10 protein-coding genes are annotated in these 12,835 nt (G+C 73.0%); 6 read left to right on the forward strand and 4 right to left on the reverse strand.

Annotation, left to right across the window (positions count from 1 at the left end; genetic code table 11):
* Positions 1–3: 3 nt before the first annotated feature.
* Together glpK and J2Z30_RS17560 are read right to left on the reverse strand one after the other, a co-directional pair.
* The gene (gene glpK, locus J2Z30_RS17555; protein ID WP_044568029.1) at positions 4–1,521 is read right to left on the reverse strand and encodes a glycerol kinase GlpK; all 1,518 of its coding nucleotides are present in this window, start codon (positions 1,519–1,521) and stop codon (positions 4–6) included.
* Between the two features lie 38 nt (positions 1,522–1,559).
* Positions 1,560–2,402 carry an MIP/aquaporin family protein gene (locus tag J2Z30_RS17560; RefSeq protein ID WP_044568030.1) on the reverse strand — a complete coding sequence of 281 codons (843 nt, stop codon included), beginning with the start codon at positions 2,400–2,402 and terminating at the stop codon, positions 1,560–1,562.
* A gap of 229 nt (positions 2,403–2,631) precedes the next feature.
* Between J2Z30_RS17560 and J2Z30_RS17565 the strand changes: the two genes are divergently transcribed.
* A complete protein-coding gene (locus J2Z30_RS17565; protein ID WP_044568031.1) occupies positions 2,632–3,903 on the forward strand; it encodes an FAD-binding protein in 1,272 nt (423 codons plus the stop codon).
* A 237-nt stretch (positions 3,904–4,140) separates the two neighbouring features.
* Here J2Z30_RS17565 and J2Z30_RS17570 read toward each other — a convergent pair whose 3' ends face one another.
* Both J2Z30_RS17570 and J2Z30_RS17575 read right to left on the reverse strand, forming a co-directional pair.
* Complete coding sequence (locus J2Z30_RS17570) at positions 4,141–6,534, reverse strand: phosphoketolase family protein (RefSeq protein ID WP_044568033.1); 2,394 nt, start codon at positions 6,532–6,534, stop codon at positions 4,141–4,143.
* A gap of 183 nt (positions 6,535–6,717) precedes the next feature.
* Positions 6,718–7,605, reverse strand: a complete 888-nt coding sequence (locus J2Z30_RS17575; protein WP_044568034.1) for a universal stress protein — start codon at positions 7,603–7,605, stop codon at positions 6,718–6,720.
* 238 nt (positions 7,606–7,843) lie between these two features.
* On the opposite strand from J2Z30_RS17575, the gene J2Z30_RS17580 reads away from it, so the two are divergent.
* From J2Z30_RS17580 to J2Z30_RS17600, 5 genes are all read left to right on the forward strand, one after another.
* Positions 7,844–8,446: a CBS domain-containing protein gene (locus J2Z30_RS17580; RefSeq protein WP_044568036.1), complete on the forward strand. Its 603-nt coding sequence runs from the start codon at positions 7,844–7,846 to the stop codon at positions 8,444–8,446.
* Positions 8,443–9,348, forward strand: coding sequence for a universal stress protein (locus J2Z30_RS17585; protein WP_052701212.1), 906 nt, complete (start codon positions 8,443–8,445; stop codon positions 9,346–9,348). The genes J2Z30_RS17580 and J2Z30_RS17585 overlap by 4 nt, the downstream gene beginning before the upstream one ends.
* 612 nt (positions 9,349–9,960) lie before the next feature.
* Complete coding sequence (locus J2Z30_RS17590; RefSeq protein ID WP_044568037.1) at positions 9,961–10,815, forward strand: universal stress protein; 855 nt, start codon at positions 9,961–9,963, stop codon at positions 10,813–10,815.
* Positions 10,816–10,908: 93 nt separating this feature from the next.
* Positions 10,909–11,976: an alcohol dehydrogenase catalytic domain-containing protein gene (locus tag J2Z30_RS17595; RefSeq protein ID WP_044568039.1), complete on the forward strand. Its 1,068-nt coding sequence runs from the start codon at positions 10,909–10,911 to the stop codon at positions 11,974–11,976.
* Between the two features lie 17 nt (positions 11,977–11,993).
* Positions 11,994–12,827, forward strand: a complete 834-nt coding sequence (locus J2Z30_RS17600; RefSeq protein WP_044568040.1) for a universal stress protein — start codon at positions 11,994–11,996, stop codon at positions 12,825–12,827.
* The last annotated feature ends 8 nt before the right edge of the window (positions 12,828–12,835 follow it).

Raw genomic sequence — 12,835 nt, forward strand, 5'->3', positions numbered from 1 at the left:
GGCCTACTCGACCGTGACCCAGTCCAGGGTCCGCTGGACGGCCTTCTTCCAGCCCGTGTACCCCTCCTTCCTGGTCCTCTCGTCCCACTGGGGCTCCCACCGCCTGGACTCGCTCCAGTGGGAGCGCAGCTCATCGGTGTCCCGCCAGAACCCCGTGGCCAGCCCCGCGGCGTAGGCGGCGCCCAGGGCGGTGGTCTCGGCGATGACCGGGCGGCTGACCGGTACGCCCAGCACATCGGCCTGGATCTGCATGCACAGATCGTTGTCGGTGACCCCGCCGTCCACCCGCAGGACGTCCAGGTGGATGTCGGCGTCCCGCTCCATGGCCTCGACCACGTCCCGGCTCTGGTAGCAGATGGCCTCCAGGGTGGCGCGGGCGATATGGCCGTTGGTGTTGAAGCGGGTGAGGCCGACGATCGCGCCGCGGGCGTCGGAGCGCCAGTACGGGGCGAAGAGCCCGGAGAAGGCGGGCACGAAGTACACCCCGCCGTTGTCCTCGACGGTGAGGGCGAGCCGCTCGCTGCCCGCGGCGTCGTCGATCATCTTCATCTGGTCGCGCAGCCACTGGACGGCCGAGCCGGTGACGGCGATCGAGCCCTCCAGGGCGTACACGGGAGGGCTGTCGCCGAACTGGTACGCCACGGTGGTGAGCAGCCCGCTGGCCGAGCGGATCAGCTCCGCTCCGGTGTTGAGCAGCAGGAAGTTGCCGGTGCCATAGGTGTTCTTGGCCTCGCCGGGGGCGAAGCAGACCTGGCCGACCGTGGCCGCCTGCTGGTCGCCGAGGACGCCGGTGATGGGGGTGGCGGTGCGCAGCGGGCGGGAGGTGCGGGCCTGCCCGTACGCCTCGGGGTGGGAGGAGGGGTTGATCGTCGGCAGCATCGCCCGCGGGATGCCGAAGATCTCCAGCAGCTCGTCGTCCCAGTCCAGCGTCTCCAGATCCATCAGCATGGTGCGGCTGGCGTTGGTGACATCGGTGGCGTGGATGCCGGCACCGGGGCCGCCGGTGAGGTTCCACAGCACCCAGGCGTCGGTGTTGCCGAAGAGGGCGTGGCCGGCCTCCGCGGCCTCGCGGACGCCCTCGACATTGTCCAGAATCCACTTGATCTTGCCGCCGGAGAAGTAGGTGGCGGGCGGCAGCCCCGCCTTGCGGCGGATCACCTCGCCCTGGCCGTTCCGTTCCAGCGCGGCCGCGATGGTGTCGGTGCGGGTGTCCTGCCAGACGATGGCGTTGTAGTACGGGCGGCCGTTGCGCGGATCCCAGATCACCGTGGTCTCGCGCTGATTGGTGATGCCGACCGCGGCCAGGTCGCCGGGGGACAGCCCGCCCGCGCGGAGGGCGTTCTGCATCACCGAGTTGGTGCGCTCGTAGATCTCCACCGGGTCGTGCTCGACCCACCCCGCGCGCGGCAGGATCTGGCGGTGCTCCAGCTGGTACCGCGCCACCTCGTCACCGTCGTGGTTGAAGATCATGAAACGGGTGCTGGTGGTTCCCTGGTCCACCGCACCGATGAATTCCGGCATGCTGCCGCCTCTCGTGGGTGGGGTACGGCCCGGATCGGCTACTCGGGGGTCGGGGTGCGGCCCACCTCCGTTTCGGCCGCCGGGAGGAAGCGGCTGATCAGCACCTTGTAGAGGGCGGCGCCGACGAGCCCGCCGATCAGCGGGCCCACGATCGGCACCCAGAAGTACAGATCCCCGTACTGGTCCCGCCACGCGCTGCGGTATCCGGTGAGGTAGCTGGCCAGCCGGGGGCCGAAGTCACGGGCCGGGTTGATGGCGTACCCCGCGTCGGCCCCCCACGCCATGCCGATCGCGACCACGATCAGCCCGATGACGAAGGGCCCCAGATTGGCCTTCGGGGCCGAGTTCAGCACATCGGTGACGGCGAAGATGAGCAGCACCAGGATCGCGGTGCCGATGATCTGGTCGCGCAGCGCGCCCCATTCGCTGACCGGAAGGGCTCCGTTGCCCGGGAGGGTGGAGAAGACGAACTGGGTCTTGAAGGTGTGCCCCGGGTCGGCGTGCCCCAGTGCCTCGGTGTAGTTCCAGCGCACCAGCAGGGCCCCGACGAACGCGCCGACCGTCTGGGCCACGGTGTACGGCAGGACCTTGCTCCAGGGGAAGCCCTTGAAGGCCGCCAGGGAGAGGGTGACCGCCGGGTTGATATGGGCCCCGCTGAGCCGCGCCGCCACATACACACCGAGGGTGACGCCCAGCCCCCAGGCCCAGGCGATGGAGTCGTGATCGCCGAGTGCGCCCGGGGGCTTGGTGAGGTCGCCGCCCGCCACGACCTGCGCCACCACACCGCAGCCGAAGAGGATCAGCACCATGGTGCCCGCGAACTCCGCGCAGAGCTCGCCGAGCAGTGCCGACCTCGGGCGTTGTGGTTTCGGGGCGGTCATGGGCCCATCGTCGGGGCGCTTCGGCACGGCGGCCCGTCCTGCTGGGCCGTCCGGGTCATGTGCGGGTCGTGGACCAGTCATGGACCGGCCATGGACGGCGAAACCGGGTCTGTACGGATCAGGGTGCGGGCCTGTACGAAGGTGCTGACCACATCACCCTTCGCCCTCCCATCACCAATCACCCAACACCCATCGCCCATCGCCCTCCAGCCGAAACAGGACGACACGGATGCCGACCACCCAAGCCCCGACGAACTGGGCCGGGAACATCACCTTCTCCGCCGCCCGGCTGCACCACCCGGACAGCGTCGACGAGCTGCGGCGGATCGTCAGCTCCGCCGACCGGGTACGGGTACTGGGCACGGGCCACTCCTTCAACCGCATCGCCGACACCGAGGGCGATCTGGTGAACCTGGACCGGCTGCCGCACCGGGTGGAGACAGACCCCGGGAAGTCCACCGCGACCATCGCGGCGGGCATGCGCTACGCCCATGTGGCCCAGGCCCTGCACGCGGAGGGCTTCGCGCTGGCCAACCTCGCCTCGCTGCCGCACATCACGGTCGCGGGGGCCTGCACCACCGCCACCCATGGCTCGGGGAGCGACCAGCGCTGTCTGGCGGCGGCGGTCGCGGGGCTGGAGCTCGTCGGCCCCGACGGCGAGGTGACCCGAATCGGCCGGGACGAGGATCCGGACCGGCTGAACGGGGCCGTGGTCGGGCTCGGCGGTCTTGGCGTGGTCACCGCCATGACGCTGGACATCGAGCCCACCTTCGACGTGGCCCAGTGGGTGTGGACCGGGCTGCCGCTCGACCGGCTGGACGACAGCTTCGAGGAGATCTTCGGCGCCGCCTACAGCGTCAGCGTCTTCACCGACTGGCGCTCGGGCGAGGGCGTGGTGTGGCTGAAGTGCCGCACCGACCTGCCCGGTCCCCCCGACCCCGGGCAGCCGTGGCTGGGGGCCCACCCGGCCAACCGCCACCACCACCCGGTGCCCGCGATGCCACCGCTGCACTGCACCGAGCAGCTGGGCGCGCCGGGGCCGTGGCATGAGCGGCTGCCGCACTTCCGCCCGGACTTCACCCCGAGCAACGGCGATGAGCTGCAGTCGGAGCTGCTGCTGCCGCGCGAGTCGGCCTCGGCGGCGTTCGCCGCGCTGCGCGGCCTCGGTGACCGGATCGCGCCCGTGGTGCAGGTGTCCGAGGTCCGTACGGTCGCGGCGGACGAGCTGTGGCTGAGCCCCGCGTACGGCCGGGACAGCGTGGCCTTCCACTTCACCTGGGTCCCCGATCACGATGCGGTGATCGAGGTGGTGGCGGCGATGGAGGAGGCGCTGCTGCCGCTGGGGGCGCGGCCGCACTGGGGCAAGCTGACGACGGCCGCGCCGGAACGGATCCTCTCCTCGTACGACCGGGCCGGCGACTTCGCGCGGCTGCTGGCCGAGCACGACCCGGCGGGGAAGTTCCGCAACGCCTATCTGGAGGGCTACTTCCCCACCGGGTGAGAGTCTGTGTCATATCCCCGGCCGGATCAGCGTGCGGCGTCAGGGGGCACCTCCCAGCGGTAGCTGGGGGAGCGTGCGATCGCAAGGCGCCGGAGCGCCCTCGTGGCGGAGCCACTTGGGCGTTTCGGCAACGCGGCGAGAGGGGGCACCTCCCAGCGGTAGCTGGGGGAGCGTGCCAGACGCCGCACGCCCGGCCGGGGATATGACACAGACTCTGCGAGCGGCACCGGCCGGTGTTCAGCCGGTCCAGGACCATTCGGCGACCTCGGGCATATCGGTGCCGTGCTCGCGGATCCAGGCCTGGTGGCGGGTGCGGGCGTCCTGCATCCGCTGCCGTACGGCCGTGGCGCGCACCGCGAGCCCGGGGGTCCGGTCGATGACGTCCATCACCAGCCGGTAGCGGTCCAGGTCGTTGCGGACCACCATGTCGAACGGCGTGGTGGTGGTGCCCATCTCCAGATAGCCGCGCACATGGAGGTTGGGGTGGACGGCCCGGCGGTAGGACAGCCGGTGCACCAGCCAGGGATAGCCGTGGTAGGCGAAGATGACCGGCCGGTCGCGGGTGAACAGGGCGTCGAACTCATGGTCCGTCATCCCGTGCGGATGCTCCTCCTTCGGCAGCAGCCGGGTCATGTCGACGACGTTGACCACCCGTACGGCCACATCGGGCAGATGGCGGCGGAGGATCCCGGCGGCCGCGATGACCTCCTGGGTGGGCACGTCGCCCGCGGCGGCCAGCACCACATCCGGCTCCCCCGCGCCGTTCTCGGTTCCGGCCCAGTCCCAGGTCCCGGCGCCGCGGGCGCAGTGGGCGCGCGCCTGGTCGAGATCGAGCCAGTCGAAGCAGGGCTGTTTGCCCGCGACGACCACATTCACGTAGTCCCGGCTGCGCAGGACGTGGTCGGCCACGCTGAGCAGGGTGTTGGCGTCCGGCGGCAGATAGACGCGCACCACCTCCGGGCTCTTGTTGAGCACATGGTCGACGAAGCCGGGGTCCTGGTGCGAGAAGCCGTTGTGGTCCTGGCGCCACACATGGGAGGTCAGCAGGTAGTTGAGCGAGGCGACCGGGCGCCGCCAGGGCAGTGAGCGGGACACCTTCAGCCATTTGATGTGCTGGTTGACCATGGAGTCCACGATGTGCACGAACGCCTCGTAGCAGGAGAAGAGGCCGTGCCGCCCGGTCAGCAGATAGCCCTCCAGCCAGCCCTGGCAGAGGTGCTCGGAGAGGATCTCCATGACCCGGCCGGTGCGGCTGAGGTGCTCATCGGTGGGGAGGGTGGACTCCTGCCACGCCTTGCCGGTGGCGCGGTAGAGGGCCTCCAGCCGGTTGGAGGCGGTCTCGTCGGGGCCGACCACTCTGAAGTCGCGGCGGTCGGCGGTGTCCTCCATGACCTTCTCCAGCAGCCCGCCGAGGACCCGGGTCGGCTCGTGCAGGGTCGCGCCGGGCTTGTCCACGGGGACCGCGTACCGCTCCAGGTCGGGCACGGGCAGCGAGCGCAGCAGCAGTCCGCCGTTGGCGTGCGGGTTGGCGCCCAGGCGGCGGTCGCCCTCCGGGACCTCGGCCAGCAGGTCCGGCCGGGGCCGCCCGTCGGCGTCGAAGAGCTCCTCGGGGCGGTACGAGCGCAGCCAGCGCTCCAGCTGCCGCAGATGCTCCGGGTTCTCCCGGACGCCCGGCAGGGGGACCTGGTGGGCGCGCCAGGTGCCCGCCACGGGATCTCCGTCGACCTCCTCGGGGCCGGTCCAGCCCTTGGGCGTACGGAGCACGATGACGGGCCAGCGCGGCCGCTCGGCGATGCCCTCCTCGCGGGCGGTGCGCTGGAGCAGGGCGATCCGGTCCAGCGCCTCGTCCAGGGCGTGCGCCATGGACCGGTGCACCTGAAGCGGTTCGTCCCCGGCGACGTGGATCGGCTCATGGCCGTACCCCCGCAGCAGGTCGTCGAGTTCGGGCTCCGGGAGCCGGGCGAGCACCGTGGGGTTGGCGATCTTGTATCCGTTGAGGTGGAGGATGGGCAGCACGGCACCGTCGTGGACCGGGTCCAGGAACTTGTTGGCGTGCCAGGAGCCGGCCAGCGGACCGGTCTCGGCCTCGCCGTCGCCGATGACGCAGGTGACCAGCAGCCCGGGGTTGTCCAGCGCGGCCCCGTAGGCGTGGGCGAGGGAGTAGCCGAGCTCACCGCCCTCGTGGATCGAACCGGGGGTCTCGGGGGCCACATGGCTGGGCACCCCGCCGGGGAAGGAGAACTGCCGGAAGAGCCGGGCCATGCCCGCCGCGTCCCGGCTGACGTCCGGGTAGACCTCGGAGTAGCTGCCGTCCAGCCAGGAGCCGGCGAGCACCGCGGGGCCGCCGTGGCCGGGGCCCCAGACGCAGATGGCGTCCAGGTCACGGTCCTTGATGACGCGGTTGAGGTGGGTGTGGACGAGGTTGAGTCCGGGTGAGGTGCCCCAGTGGCCCAGCAGCCGGGGCTTGATGTGATCCGGGCGCAGCGGCTCGGTCAGCAGCGGGTTGGCCAGCAGATAGATCTGGCCCGCCGCGAGGTAGTTGGCGGCGCGCCAGTGGGCGTCCAGGGCGCGGATCCGGTCGTCGGCGAGCCCGCCGCTGGGCGAGCCCGTCGTGGTCGGTGCGTCTGGCATGGACCTCTCTCCCTCGTGGTCTGCGGTGACGTGCCCGTCTCGTGGTGTCCAGTTGTGTACCCGCCGGTGGGGTCCGGTCGTGTACCCGCCGGTGGGGTCCGGTCGTGTACCCGCCGGTGGGGTCAGATCGTGTACCCGCCGGTGGGGTCCGGTCGTGTACCCGCCGGTCGTGCCGTCTGCCGTTCAGTCCCGCTCCGGCACGATCACCACCGGGCAGGGCGCGTGGTGCAGGGCCGCGTGGGCGATGCGGCCGAGCTGCAGCCCGGCGGTGTGACCGTGGCCGCGGCGGGCACCGAGGACCAGCAGATCCGCGGTGGCGGCCGCGTGGAGGAGCGCCTTGCGGGCCGTGCCCTCGACCGTCGCGCGGTGCACGGTGACCCCGGGGTGGTCCTGTCGGGGGGTCCGCACGGCGTCCTCCAGTGTCCGCTCCGCCCGTGCCCAGTGGGCACGCACCGGGTCCCCCTCCAGCAGCAGATCATCCGTCACCTCACCGGCGGGCGCGCGCCATGCCCGTACGGCCTCCAGCGTGCGGCCGCCCGCCTCGGCCTCGTGGAAGGCGAACCGGACCGCGGCCGACGGACCGCCCGCCTCGCCGGGCTCGCCCACGCCGAGCACGATCCGGCCGAAGGCGCCGCCCCGATTGGGCTCACCGCCACGTACGACCGTCACCGGGCAGGTGGCGCGGGCGGCGACCGCGAGGCTCACCGAGCCGAGCAGCAGCCCGGCGAGTTCACCGCGGCCGCGGGAGCCGACGACCACGCCCGAGGCCTCCCGCCCGGCGCGCAGCAGCGCGTCCACCGGGTCCTCCGGCAGGATCTCGGCGGCGACCTTCACATCGGGGCCGCGGCGGCGGGCGCGCTCCGCGGCGGACGCGGCGATCTCCTCGTCCCTGATCTGCTCCCACGGGCGCTCGGGGTCGGCGGCGGGCGCGATGCCCTCGTACCGCTCCCACAGCGAGGCGTGGACCAGCCGCAGCGGCACCGCGTGCCTGGCCGCCGCGTCCACCGCCCAGTCCACCGCCTGGAGGCCGTGGTGCGAGCCGTCGACGCCCACCACGAGGGGGAGCTCCACCGTTTCCCACCACCTTCCGCGCGGCGGTCCCGCGCTCGTGCGACACGCCTACGTCCCCTGTCCGATGCCTTCACCCTCGCGCCCGTGCGGGATTCCGCGCGAGGGGCGTTTCGGCCCCGCCAGGGGTCGTTCGGCCCAGGGCACCCGTGCGGGCCGAACGGTCCCGAGGGCACCCCGGGCAGCCCAAGAAGGGGGCCGGAGCACCGTCCCACCCTGGGAGCGGACCGGGGAGGCACGGATGAAGCACCGCAAGATCGGCAATGTGATGACCGACGACGTCGTCCGGGTGAGCTCCAAGACGTCGTTCGACGAGGTCGGTGCGCTGCTCTCCCGGCATCGCTTCAACGGGCTGCCCGTGGTGGACGCGGACGACAAGGTGATCGGCATGATCACCGGGACCGATCTCAGCGAACCCGCCCCGACGGCCGGAGAGCTGATGTCGCGCCCCGCGGTCACCGTGCGCCCCCAGGACAGCATCGTGGACGCGGCCCGCGCGATGGACCGCCATCGCGTCGAGCGGCTGCCCGTCGTCGACGAGGAGGACCGGTTGATCGGCATCGTCACCCGCCGGGATCTGCTTCGGGTCTTCCTCCGCCCGGACGACGAGATTCGCGCCGAGGTGATCGACGAGGTGCTGGTCCGGTCGCTGTGGCTCGGCCCGCAGTCGGTCGCGGTCACCGTGACCGACGGGGTCGTACGGCTGGAGGGGCGGCTGGACCGGCACAGCGAGATCCCCATCGCGATCAGGATGACCGGGCAGGTGGACGGCGTGGTGGCCGTGGTCGACCGGCTCAGTTACCGGGTCGACGACTCCGCGGGCCGGGGAGGTGCGCGGCGATGACCCGCCCGGCCGGCAAGCCGATGCGGGACGGCCGGGTGGTGGTGGGCCTGGACGGCTCCGACAGCGCCTGGGCCGCGCTGGACCGGGCGGTCGCCGAGGCGCGGCGCCGTGACGCCACGCTGGAGATCGTGCACGCCTGGCCGTGGGCCCGGACCGACCCGGTCGCCTTCGACCCGGACAGCGAACCGCGGCGGCCCGCGGTGGAGATCGCCAGGACCGTGCTGCGGCTGGCCATGTCGCGGGCCCAGGAGCGGGATCCGCACCTGCGCATCGTGCCCACCCTGACGGCCCAGGACGCGGTGCCCGAGCTGCTGCGGATCGGCGAGGACGCCTCGCTGATCGTCATCGGCACCCGGGGGCTCGGCGGCTTCACCGGGCTGCTGCTCGGCTCGGTCGGGCTGCGGCTGGCCGCCCACACCCGGCGCCCGCTGCTGGTGGTGCGCGGCGGGTCCCCGATGGCGTACGGGCCCGAGGGCCACGGAAAGGTGCTGGTCGGGGTGGAGAGCGGCGCGGACGCGGCGGCGGCCCGCTTCGCCTTCGAGGAGGCAGCCCGGCGCCGGGCCCGGCTGCGGGTGCTCTACGCCTGGCCGAAGTCGCGGGTCTTCGCGGGCGATCACGCCCTGCCCGCACGCGAGGTGGTGGCGCTGCGCGCCGAGCGCGAGCAGACGGTGGCGCACGGGATGGTGGCCGGGCTGCGCGAGGAGTTCGGGCATATCCGGGTGCGGGAGCACACCACCCACAGCGCCCCCGCGCAGGCCCTGGTGGAGGCGTCGCGGGCGGCGGACGTCCTGGTGCTGGCCGTCCACCGGCGGACGCCCCGGCTCGGCATGCAGCTCGGCCCCGTCACTCATGCGGCACTGCACCATGCGCACTGCCCGGTGGTGCTGGTGCCGGTGGAGTAGGCGCTGGTGGGGCGGGTGCCGGTGGGATGGGTGGCGGTGGAATGGGTGGCGTGTCGCACCGATCGGTTGTTGGGTGCGGATTTTGTTTCGCGCCTTCGACGTCGCACCCGTCGGTTGTTGGGTGCGGGTTTCGTTTCGCGCCTTCGGCGCCATTGAGCAGCGGGGCAGGGGCGGGGCGCGCGGGCCTCGCCGCCGACCGCCGGGCCGGTGGGAGCAGGGCCGGTGGCGGCTTCCGTACTCGGTGGCCGGAACCTCTCCGGGCTGCGGGTCGGCGGGCTCCGGCACCCCCTTCCGAAAAATGCTTGATCTGGCGCAACTACTTCATCAAGCGATCTCCAGGGGGCACCGGATCGTGTCCTGGGTCGGCGTTGGGCGGCGGAAAGGGCCGGAAGGCCTGGTCCCCGGGGCCTCCCCGGGACCGGTCGGCCCTGTCGGCGGGGGCCCGGTCGTGGTCCGCTGGAGATGGCACCGGGGGCAACCGGCAGACGCGGAGAAGCGGACGCTCCACTACCGCGCACCGCGCAATCAGGGCCCGCGAGAAGTGGGCGCCCCCGGCGCCGCGGCTGGAGGCGAACCGAGGTGCCGAGTGGGCCTGCCGGGAAGGAGGCAGCGATGGCGCGCCCCGTCACCGTCGGACTGGACGGTTCCGACGAGAGTCTGGCCGCCGCCGGCTGGGCGGCCCATGAGGCCCGTTCGCGCGGCGCGCCACTGCGACTGGTGAACGCGTGGCCGGGGCCCGAGCAGAAGGATCTGACACCGGGCCGGGAGGCCGCCTGGCAGTACTGGTCCGAGCGCGCCCTGCGCTCGGCACACGCCGAGCTGGACGCCGACCAGCCGGAGACGACGATCCTCACCGCCCAGATCTCCGGCCTGCCCGCGCCCGTCCTGCTGGCCGAGGCGGAGCGGGCCCAGCTGCTGGTGGTGGGGTCCCGCTCGATCGGCGTGGTCGCGGGCTTCTTCCTCGGCTCGGTCGGCCTGGAGCTCGCCGCGCGTTCCATGACCCCCGTGGTCCTGGTGCGGGCGGACGGGCACGAGGAGCGGCACGGCGATGTGGTGGTCGGCGTGGAGCCGCGCGAGCCGTGCGACGACATCCTGGAGTTCGCCTTCGACGCCGCGGCCCGGCGCGACGGTGTGCTGCGGGCCGTCTACGCCAACCGGGTCCCCGCCATCCGGGACGACGCCCCCTGGGTGGTGGACGTGGGGCTGAGCGACGCGCGCAAGGAGGCGGAGCACGCGCTGGGCGAGGTGCTGGCGCCGTGCCGGGACAAGTTCCCCGAGGTGCGGGTCTTCGAGGAGGTCGCGTCGGACAGCCCGGCCCGGCGGCTGGTGGCCGCGGCGGCGGGTACGGCGCTGATGGTCGTGGGCCGCGGTCCACGCCGGGTGGGGTTCGGGCCCCGGCTGGGGCCGGTCACCCAGGCCGTGGCGCACCACGCCGCCTGCCCGGTCGCGGTCGTTCCCCAGCGATGAGCCCCCGCCGCGTAACGAGGCGGCGGGGAACTGCGGCATGAGCCGAAGGCGGCCCAAGACAATCGGAGGAAACCGGAGGAAAGGGAAACGGCCATGAAAGCACTCGTCTTCCACGGGCCGGAGCGGTCCTCCTGGCAGGAGGTGCCCGACCCCGAACTCGAGGCCGCCACCGACGCGATCGTCCGGATCGACACCACGACCATCTGCGGCACCGATCTGCACATCCTCCGCGGCGAGGTGCCGGACGTCGAGCCCGGCCGGGTGCTCGGTCACGAGGGGGTCGGCGAGGTCGTCGAGACCGGTGCCGACGTCCGCGGGATCCGCCCCGGCGACCGGGTGCTGGTCTCCTGCATCTCGGCCTGCGGACACTGCCGCTACTGCCGGGAGCGCGGCTACGGGCAGTGCCGTGGCGGCGGGGGCTGGATCCTGGGCCGTACGGTCGACGGCACCCAGGCCGAGTATGTGCGGGTGCCGTTCGCCGATCTGTCCACGCATCCGCTGACGGGGTCGGTCGAGGGCCATGACGCCGTGCTGCTGGCGGATGTCTTTCCCACCGCGTACGAGGTGGGCGTCCTCAACGGCCGGGTGGGGCCGGGCGATACGGTCGCGGTGGTGGGCGCCGGGCCGGTCGGGCTGGCCTCGATCGCCGCGGCGCAGTTCTTCTCCCCCGGCCGGACCATCGCCGTCGATCCGGACACGGCCCGGCTGGACGCCGCCAAGCGGGTCGGCGCCGACGCGGTGGCGGACTCCGCCGAGGACCCGGAGCGGCTGGTCGACGATCTCACCGAGGGGCTCGGCGCCGATGTGGTGATCGAGGCCGTCGGGAGCCCGCGGTCCTTCGAGACCTGCACCCGGATGGTGCGGCCGGGCGGCCGGATCGCCAACGTGGGTGTGCACGCCCAGCCCGCGACGCTGCATCTCGAGGAGCTGTGGATCAAGAACGTGACGATCACCACCGGGCTGGTCGACACCTACTCGACCCCCACCCTGCTCTCCCTGCTGTCCGCCGGGCGGCTGCCCACGTCCACGCTGATCACCCATCTGTTCGAACTGGACCAGATGGAGGAGGCGTACGACGTCTTCGCCCACGCCGCCGACACCGGCGCGATCAAGATCGCGCTCGGCGAGTCCGCCCGTCCGCTGGTGGCCCGGGGGACGTGAGCGGGGAGGCGATGCGCATGGGAGCACCCATCACCGTCGGGGTCGACGGTTTCGCCGAGAGCCCGCCGGCCGCGCACTGGGCGGCGCGCGAGGCGCTGCTGCGCGATCTGCGGCTGCGTCTGATCCACGCCTGGAACCCGCCGTCGCCCCCGGCCCCGGCACTCCCCCACGAGGACGACCAGAGCTACTGGTCGCAGCGGCTGCTGACCGACCTGGTGGGCGAGTTGCGCGACACCCACCCGGGGCTGCGGGTCTCGGCCGAGCTGGTGCCGCGCGAGACCGTGCCCGCCCTGCTGGACGCGGCCCGGGACGCCGAGATGCTGGTACTCGGCTCGCGCGGCCGCGGCACCCCCGGCGGCTTCCTCCTCGGATCGACCGGCCGCCAGATCCTCGCGCACGGGGTACACCCGGTGATCATGGTGCACGCCGACGACAAACCGCTGACCGCCGATGTGGCCGTCGGAGTGTCCCTGCGACGGCCGAACGAGGAGGCGCTGCGGTTCGCCTTCGACGCCGCCGCCCGGCGCGGCGGTGTGCTGCGGGCCGTGCACGCGGGCACGAACGGGCCGGGGGACGAGGCGGCGGCGGGGGACGAGGAGGAGCCGGGGGCGGAGGGCGCGCTGGACGCGGCGCTGCGCCCCTGGCGGGAGCGATACCCCGGGGTGCCGGTGGCGGAGGCATTCACCGCGGAGCGCCCGGCGCTCGGCGTGGTGCACACCGCGCCGGGCTCGGGGCTGCTCGTGCTGGGCCGCGACGAGACGGAGCCGGGCCCCGTCCCCCACCTGGGCTCGGTGATCCACGCGGCGGTGCACCACGCGCCGTGTCCGGTGGCGGTGGTCCCGCGCGGCTGACGCCGGGG

Source organism: Streptomyces iranensis (assembly GCF_017874715.1).
Lineage (GTDB): Bacteria > Actinomycetota > Actinomycetes > Streptomycetales > Streptomycetaceae > Streptomyces > Streptomyces iranensis.

Coding starts and splice junctions, on each gene's coding strand:
- glpK (WP_044568029.1), bottom strand. CDS start 1,521: ATGCCGGAATTCATCGGTGCGGTGGACCAGGGAACCACCAGCACCCGT.
- J2Z30_RS17560 (WP_044568030.1), bottom strand. CDS start 2,402: ATGACCGCCCCGAAACCACAACGCCCGAGGTCGGCACTGCTCGGCGAG.
- J2Z30_RS17565 (WP_044568031.1), top strand. CDS start 2,632: ATGCCGACCACCCAAGCCCCGACGAACTGGGCCGGGAACATCACCTTC.
- J2Z30_RS17570 (WP_044568033.1), bottom strand. CDS start 6,534: ATGCCAGACGCACCGACCACGACGGGCTCGCCCAGCGGCGGGCTCGCC.
- J2Z30_RS17580 (WP_044568036.1), top strand. CDS start 7,844: ATGAAGCACCGCAAGATCGGCAATGTGATGACCGACGACGTCGTCCGG.
- J2Z30_RS17585 (WP_052701212.1), top strand. CDS start 8,443: ATGACCCGCCCGGCCGGCAAGCCGATGCGGGACGGCCGGGTGGTGGTG.
- J2Z30_RS17590 (WP_044568037.1), top strand. CDS start 9,961: ATGGCGCGCCCCGTCACCGTCGGACTGGACGGTTCCGACGAGAGTCTG.
- J2Z30_RS17595 (WP_044568039.1), top strand. CDS start 10,909: ATGAAAGCACTCGTCTTCCACGGGCCGGAGCGGTCCTCCTGGCAGGAG.
- J2Z30_RS17600 (WP_044568040.1), top strand. CDS start 11,994: ATGGGAGCACCCATCACCGTCGGGGTCGACGGTTTCGCCGAGAGCCCG.